This window comes from Streptomyces sp. NPDC003038 (assembly GCF_040611115.1).
GTDB lineage: Bacteria > Actinomycetota > Actinomycetes > Streptomycetales > Streptomycetaceae > Streptomyces.
The window spans coordinates 22,650-28,711 of record NZ_JBEXNN010000045.1; the positions used below are offsets into that span (position 1 = coordinate 22,650).

Consider the following 6,062-nt stretch of genomic DNA (forward strand, 5'->3'; position numbering starts at 1 on the left):
CATGGTCTTTCTCAACGCCGCCGCCACGACGGTGCTGGCCTGCACTGGCGTCGCCCGCACCTCGCACGAGGGGACTGACAGAAGCCGAACGCTCAGCTGGCCAACTACGACGCTCAGTGGACAACTAGAACGCTCCTTACCTTGTTGGCGGATTGATTCCGGTCCTTCGTACGATCGGGAGACCCAGGGGCCTGGGTGTGGCTTTAGAGCGCTCATGCCGTGGGTGTGGCTTTGACTGATTGGCCGCCCAGTGCCCCGCGACGAAACGGCCACTCATTGGGATAAGCGAACCGAGATCCCTTCGTAAGGACACGTCGGCGTGGTCGTCTGCAGGGCCAGTCAACCGATCGACGAAGGAGGCTCGGGTGCCCGAGCTCTGGGCGGGGACGGATGCCGGCAAGGCCGCGTATCACTGCACGGTCATCGACACGGACGGGACGAAGGTGCTCTCGCGCCGGGTTCCCAACAACGAGCCTGAGCTCCTGGAGCTGATAGGCGACGTCCTCGCACTGGCCTAGGACAGTCCGGTGACCTGGGCCGTCGACCTGAACGCCGGCGGGGACGCTCTGCTGATCGCTCTCCTGACCAGCCATGGTCAGCGGCTGCTTTACATTCCTGGCCGGACCGTCCACCACGCCTCCCGTGGCTACCGCGGGGACGGCAAGACTGATGCGAAAGACGCCTATGTCATCGCCGATCAGGCACGGATGCGCCGGGATCCGCAGCCTTGCAGGGGTGGGACAAGATCGCGGTGGACCTGAAGATCCTCACCGCCCGCCGCTACGACCTCGCCGCCGACCGAACCCGGGCCATCAACCGGCTGCGAGCCCAGCTCCTCGAGTACTTCCCGGCACTGGAACGGGCTTTCGACTACGCCGCCTCCAAGGCCGCGCTCGTCCTGCTGACCGGCTACCAAACGCCTGCCGGCCTCCGTTGAGCCGGGCCGAGTCGAATGACGACCCTGGCTGAAGGACCGCAAAGTCCGTGGCGCCCAGGCCATGGCCGAGGCAGCAGTCGCCGCAGCGCAGGCCCAACACACGGCCGTGAACGGGGAGAGCACGCCCGGAGCCATGGTGAACACCCTGGCTCGGACCGTGCTGGCTCTGGATGAGGAGATCGCCGGTATCGACGCACAGATCGCAGCCCGCTTCGGGGAACACCGTGACGCTGAGGTCTTTGTCAGTATGCCTGGAATGGGCCCCTTGCTGGGGGCGGAGTTCATCGCCTGCACCGGCGGGGACATGAACGCTTTCGGCAGCGCCGGCCGACTCGCTGGCGTCGCCGGACTTGCGCCAGTCCCACGGGACTCCGGCCGCATTAGCGGCAACATGCGCCGACCACACCGCTACCACCGCCGACTCCTGCGCGTGTTCTACCTCTCCGCTCAGATCCCCGCCCGCTTCTGCCCCACCTCGAAGACCTTCTACGACCGAAAACGAGCCGAGGGCAAGAGCCACAAACAGGCGATCCTCGCCCTCGCCCGCCGACGCCTCGACGTCCTGTGGGCCCTCATCCGCGATCAGCGAACCTTCGACGCCCTACCACCTCAGCGCGCTCTCGCCGTGGGCTGATCCCTGTTGCCTGGGACGGCGCGTGCTGATGCGTCTCAATTCGTGATGAGAGGCTCGTAGGGGTAACCCTCCGGCGTGAAGATGAGGACGAAATTCTCGCGCATCCGAACAGCTACCTCCCGCAAGCGGGCCAAGACGTCTGCCTGGGCCGGAAGGTCGAGGGCGAGGGCTGCGGCGGCACGGTCTCTCCGGGGCACGAGGTCCGGCATGTCTTCCAGGTACTCGGCCGCGAGCTCGCGACTCTCCTCGTCCGTGAACGCTCGGCAGTCGCGCCACCACGGGGCGACCAGCAGCAGCCGCAGGAGCTCGGGCAGCCCGATCGCAACCAGGTCCGCGCCTCCTTCGGAGTCGGCATAGAGATTGGACGCTCCTCGCCACCGTCACCGCAGAAGAAGTACGTGCCCCCGGCGCCGTCGCCGGCGAAAGCCTCGAGCGCCGCGCCCGAGACGAGCTGGACTTCCTCGACATGGTCGCCTCGGTCCAGGTCGAAGTCACCCGGCCAAGCGAGAAAACGGGCAGCTTCGTCCTGTTCGCGGACGGCAGCGATCAACGATTCCATGAGCCGAACCTTACGGCTCACTGGTTGACAGGAATCATTGGGAATCAGTCACACGGTGTCCGCTCTCATCGATCCTTGACCGATCTCACCGAAGCTTGACCGCTCATGCGGGATCGTTCGAGCATCTACGAGCGCAGCATCCGTAGTGCGTCAACCAATGTCACGGGGCTATCGCTCATCGAGCAGACCTCCAGCCAAGACAGGTACCCGTTCCGAGCGAACGCCAGGACCTCGCCGATGCAGTGCTCTTCCACGTCGTAGAGCTGCGCTTCGGCCGCCACCCCGGTGCCAGCGGGAGATGGCGCCGCCGTCACGGCGTCCGTATCCAGATCGAAGTACGTCGTACCGCAGCCGCATGTACAGCGCCCGGACACCCGTAGGTGCGGTACTTGTCGACGGAGCGCGAGGTGAATCGCGTCATCTGTGCCGAGAAGGACGTCAAGTGCATCGGCAACATCGGAGGGCAACCCGGGCGTCATACCCTCACCGTATCTGACCTGCAAGGTTTGCAGGAGATCAAGGTTCGGTGAGACGAACTGTCCGGTGGTCAAGCTTCGATGAGATCGGGGAGGCGTCCGGCTCGCACGTAGTCCAGGTAGTCGTCACCGGCTACACCCTGGTTGCACCAGCGAGCGGGGTCCGCGCCAAGCTGCTGTTCGGCAAGGTGCACGGCCTCGGAGCCTTCGCCCACCACGCCGATCTCGTGACCGAAGTTCTGCTCGCCGTCCTCACGCTCGACCCCGGGGAGCCCATGCAGATCGATGAAGTCCTCGCCTCCGATGTCCTCTACCTCATGGAGCACCACGACGAAGCCCTTCGCCACCGGACGGATCTCGACCCATCGGACTTCCGGCATCTCCGCCGTTCCCCCGCCTCCAAGGAACTGCTCGACCGACCGACCCCGACTGAGGGCTCCGATAGCGAAAGACTCGACCAGATAGCGCATCTTGGCAGGCTAGTGCTCTTATTACGGCTCTGGAACGAGCTCGGCGATGAAGCAGGCGGACACGGACTTCCGGGCACGCGTGTTGCGCATCGAAATCGGGGGCTGCGGGACCGCCGGAAATGGTGTCGGGCCCGGTCTCCACAGGCCCCCGGCCGCCCTCCGGCGGCGGTTCGCGAACCTGGGTCGACTTGCTCTGGCTAGGCTCTCACCCGCCCGTCCACGCCTTCGACGAACAGGGTCTGACCTGGTGTTTTCCCTCGATCCGCCTAGGCTGGGTACTCCGCTGGAGGCACCATTGGAGGGGACTCATGAGTGACGCCGCCAACACGTACGACGCCAGCCACATCCAGGTGCTGGAGGGTGGGAAGCCATTCGGAAGCGGCCAGGGATGTACGTCGGTTCGACCAGCGAACGCGGGCTACACCAGATGGTGTTCGATGTCGTCGGCCGGGCGGTGGACGAAGTTCTGGCCGGCCGTGCCAGTGCCGTCGGCGTCACCCTAACGCCTGATGGTGGCGTACGCGTCGCCGACGACGGGCCGGGTATCCCAGTCGAGGCCGCCGGGGACACCGGCGGTGGTCCCGGCGGCCTCGAAACGCTGCTGACCGGCATGCACCCCGGGGCGGAGCCAGGCGGCCGCCACGCTGTGGCCACGAGCCTTTTCGGCACCGGGCCCTGCGTCACCAACGCGCTGTCGAGCCGCACGACGGCCGAGGTGCGGCGCAAGGGAGTCCACCGGGTCCAGGATTACGCGCGCGGCGTCGCGCTCACCCCGACCACCGTCGCAGGACCGACGACCAGGAACGGGACCACCATCGCCTTCTGGCCCGACACCGACATCTTCGGGACGGCGGAGTGCTCGTTCGCAGTACTGTCGGAGCGCTTCAGGGGACTGGCCTTCCTCAACCGGGGCCTGGACATCTCGCTGACCGACGAACGGCCCCCGGGCGGTTCCCGATCGGTGCGGCACAGCTTCCCGGGTGGGGCTCGGGACTTCGTGACCTTCCTCGATGCGCAGGCGGGAGCGCCCGTTCACCCGAAAGTCATCCTCTTCGAGCGGGAGGACCCGCAGATGGTCGGGACGGTCGAGGTGGCCCTGAGGTGGTATGACTCCCACGAGGAACGGCTTCGGGGCTACGCCAACAGCGAGCCCACCCCCTACGGCGGCACACACATGGAAGGATTCCGCGACGGGGTGGCGGCCGCGGTCAACGCGCACGCGCGAGAGCGGCGGCTCCTGGCTGAGGCAGCCCCCGATCTCAGCGTCGACCAGATCGTCGAGGGGCTGACGGCGGTCGTGTCGGTGAAACTGGACCGGCCCGAGTTCTCCGGCTCCACGCGCAACGTGCTGGACGGTGGAGCCCCAGTGCGCGCCGGCGTCGCGGAGGCCGTACGGGTACACCTCGGCACATGGCTGGAGGGGCACCCGGAGCATGCCGCGGCCATCGTCGGCCGGATCATCCAGGGCCCACGCCGGGACTGAGCAGCCGCGCATCACCCACGCTGCCGGTTCCTGGGCAGGGGCGCGGGGTGGTGTGCAACCTGCGGCCCGCTATCCGCGTCGCCCGTCCGATCGACGCGCCAACCCCCCTGCGGGCCACGGGTGTCCAGCGTCACGCGTTCGTAGATGGCTGGCGTGCGGTGACCTCCGCCTCTTCCAGCCAGTCGATATGCCAGCGGGTGAAGGTAACCGGCTTCCCGGTGTCGTCGAGGAGCCGGGCGAGGTCGGCGTCGTCTGCCCGACAGTCGGACCAGATGGTGCCGCGGTGGGTGCCGCTGATGATCAACCACTCCCTCTGGGCGCAGCCGAGGTGGGCCATCAGCGAGAGCCGCTTCGACCCCGAGATCCTGCCGTTAGGCGAGGTCCGCGCCGACGAGGGGCCGCGCCGCGGCACCACCCGGGAGAACATGGCCGCCCTCGCATCCGTCATGGAGGGCGGCACCATCACCGCCGCGGTCCCCTCCCAGGTCTCGGACGGCGCGGCGGCCATGCTGCACTTCTCGGAACGCGGTCCGGACACACCATAGAGCGCCTCTGACCTGCGGAAACATGACTCACAGGTAGGTAAAGTTTGGATAACGGGAGTGAATCGAACCGTCCTGCTATTACAGGTACACCCCCTTAATTATCTTTTCCGGAGCCGTAGGTTCCCCCATGGGTGACATCCGGACGTGGGTCCACCCGCCCCATCACTCCTACTCTGGGGGAACCTTGACGACCCGTAACACGAGCGCGCCATTCCGGCGCGCCCGTTCACCCCGCACCGGACCAGGCGGTCTGCGCAGCACCGCCGGCGGTCTGGCACTGATCATGGCGGTGTCCACGCTCTTCGGAGCCGAGGCCGCCTTCGCGTCCGGCACCGCGCCGACCGCCGCCAAGGCGCCGAAGCCGCAACCCGCGACCTCGGCCGCCGACATACCCTCCGCCCGGGTCGCCGCGCGGCTCTCCCGAATACGCGTGGAGGCTCTCTCGGAACGCACCGAGTCCTCCACCACTTGGGTCAACGAGGACGGTTCGCTCACCACCGAACTCTCCGCCGGCCCCGTACGGTTCAAGGACGCGGCCACCGGCGAGTGGCGCGACGTCGATGTGAACCTCGCGGCGGCGCCGGACGGTTCGGTCGCTGCCAAGGCGCACCCGCAGGGCCTGCGTCTGTCCGGGAAGACGGGCACGAAGGTGTCCTTCCTGAAGACGGCGCAGCCTGCCGAGGCCACGGATCTGGTGACGCTGGGCACCGGCGATGAGGCGATCACACTGCAGTGGCGCGGCGGTCTGCCGGCGCCGAAGCTGGACGGCACGCGGGCCACGTACGAGGCCGCCGTGCCGGGCGCGGACCTGATCGTCGAGGCGACGCGTACCGGCTTCGAGCAGTTCGTGGAGGTCAAGGCCCAGCCCGAGGCGGGCTTCGGCTACACGCTGCCGCTGAAGACCAAGGGTCTGAAGATCGAGCAGCAGCCGGACGGCAGTGTGCTGTTCACCGACAAG

At 67.4% G+C, this 6,062-nt stretch carries 4 protein-coding genes and 3 pseudogenes; 4 read left to right on the plus strand and 3 right to left on the minus strand.

All coding sequences use genetic code 11. The features are described from left to right. Window positions 1-365: 365 nt before the first annotated feature. A pseudogene (locus tag ABZX75_RS31485) lies at window positions 366-1,571 on the plus strand (IS110 family transposase). A 684-nt stretch (window positions 1,572-2,255) separates the two neighbouring features. Here ABZX75_RS31485 and ABZX75_RS31490 read toward each other — a convergent pair. Further along, a complete protein-coding gene (locus ABZX75_RS31490) occupies window positions 2,256-2,681 on the minus strand; it encodes a hypothetical protein (protein ID WP_355416688.1) in 426 nt (141 codons plus the stop codon). Then, window positions 2,678-3,076 (minus strand): hypothetical protein, encoded by a 399-nt coding sequence (locus tag ABZX75_RS31495; protein ID WP_355416691.1) that lies wholly within the window; start codon window positions 3,074-3,076, stop codon window positions 2,678-2,680. The genes ABZX75_RS31490 and ABZX75_RS31495 overlap by 4 nt, the downstream gene beginning before the upstream one ends. Window positions 3,077-3,503: 427 nt before the next feature. On the opposite strand from ABZX75_RS31495, the gene ABZX75_RS31500 reads away from it, so the two are divergent. After that, a complete protein-coding gene (locus tag ABZX75_RS31500) occupies window positions 3,504-4,559 on the plus strand; it encodes a DNA gyrase subunit B (RefSeq protein WP_355416694.1) in 1,056 nt (351 codons plus the stop codon). A 130-nt stretch (window positions 4,560-4,689) separates the two neighbouring features. Here the strand turns inward: ABZX75_RS31500 and ABZX75_RS31505 are convergent, their stop codons facing one another. After that, window positions 4,690-4,863, minus strand: a complete 174-nt coding sequence (locus tag ABZX75_RS31505; protein WP_355416697.1) for a hypothetical protein — start codon at window positions 4,861-4,863, stop codon at window positions 4,690-4,692. Between the two features lie 28 nt (window positions 4,864-4,891). Between ABZX75_RS31505 and ABZX75_RS31510 the strand changes: the two are divergent. Together ABZX75_RS31510 and ABZX75_RS31515 are read left to right on the plus strand one after the other, a co-directional pair. After that, window positions 4,892-5,071, plus strand: a pseudogene (locus ABZX75_RS31510) (acetyl-CoA C-acetyltransferase); the annotation flags it as partial. Window positions 5,072-5,387: 316 nt separating this feature from the next. Further along, window positions 5,388-6,062 (plus strand): annotated as a pseudogene (locus tag ABZX75_RS31515) (sugar-binding protein); the annotation flags it as partial.

Bases quoted from the DNA above. Each gene is read 5' to 3' on its own strand.
- ABZX75_RS31500 (WP_355416694.1), top strand. From the start codon at position 3,504: ATGGTGTTCGATGTCGTCGGCCGGGCGGTGGACGAAGTTCTGGCCGGC.
- ABZX75_RS31495 (WP_355416691.1), bottom strand. From the start codon at position 3,076: ATGCGCTATCTGGTCGAGTCTTTCGCTATCGGAGCCCTCAGTCGGGGT.